Here is a 999-nt window from a genome sequence, read left to right on the forward strand (position 1 = left end):
CACCCGGCCGCCACCCCAGGCGGCCGGGTGACGCGCTTCCGCGCGTCTGCCGCGCGGGGCCTCAGGGCAGCAGGAGACCGGCGAGTTCGTCGAGCAGTTCGGTGACGTGGCGGGCCCGCTCCGGGTCCGGGACGGCCTTGGCGATGACCGGCTCGGCGGGCCGGGCGACGTGCTCGCGGATGGTGCGCCGGGCCCAGTCGGAGACGCTCAGCAGGGTGCGCCGGCCGTCCCGCGGGTCGGGGGAGGCGTCCAGCAGGCCGCGCTCGCGCAGCCGGGCGACCGAGACGGAGACGTGGCTCTGCGCGAAGCCGGTCCGGACCTGGATGTCCCGGACGGAGGTCGCGGGATGGCGGTAGACGTCGGCGACCACGGCGATCTCGCCGGGGGTGAGGTGCGCGGACGCCGGATCGATGATCATCTCGCGGCCGAGGTCGGTCAACCGCTTGCCCAGTCTGAGGAGTTGCACGCCGTCCATGCCGACAGGCTACATCTTCACAGATGTATCGGTAGCGATGTAGATTCCGGCCATGACGACCTCCGACCCGCTGAGCCCGGTGTCCCGCACCGCCCTGTCCGTCGCCCTGGTCCGGGCCTACGAGAGCTCCCGCCCCGACGCGCTCTTCGACGATCCGTACGCCGCCGCGTTCGCCACCGCAGCCGGGGTGCCGCTGCCCGCCTCGGGTCCGCGCGGCGCCCTCGCCGAGGCCCTGGTCGCCCACGGCACCCTGCGCACCCGCTTCTACGACGACCGCCTGCTCGCCGCCGGCGCCGACCAGGTCGTGCTGCTCGCGGCGGGCCTGGACACCCGTGCGCACCGGCTGGAATGGCCGGCCGGGACCCGGCTGTTCGAACTCGACCTGCACCCGGTGCTGGACTTCAAGGACCAGGTCCTCGACGGCCTGGGCGCCGAGCCGGGGTGCCGGCGCACCGTCCTGTCCGCCGACCTGCTGGACTCGCGCTGGCCCGCCCGCCTGGTCGACGCCGGGTTCGACCCGGCCC

The 999-nt window shown here is 74.8% G+C and carries 2 protein-coding genes; one reads left to right on the top strand and one right to left on the bottom strand.

What is annotated here, in order from left to right:
* Positions 1-61: 61 nt before the first annotated feature.
* Positions 62-475: a MarR family winged helix-turn-helix transcriptional regulator gene (locus tag ABD308_RS27470; RefSeq protein ID WP_344339921.1), complete on the bottom strand. Its 414-nt coding sequence runs from the start codon at positions 473-475 to the stop codon at positions 62-64.
* A gap of 52 nt (positions 476-527) precedes the next feature.
* On the opposite strand from ABD308_RS27470, the gene ABD308_RS27475 reads away from it, so the two are divergent.
* A partial coding sequence (locus ABD308_RS27475; protein WP_344339923.1) for an SAM-dependent methyltransferase occupies positions 528-999 on the top strand: 472 nt, incomplete at its 3' end.

The organism is Kitasatospora putterlickiae (assembly GCF_039527695.1).
In the GTDB taxonomy this organism is placed as follows: domain Bacteria; phylum Actinomycetota; class Actinomycetes; order Streptomycetales; family Streptomycetaceae; genus Kitasatospora; species Kitasatospora putterlickiae.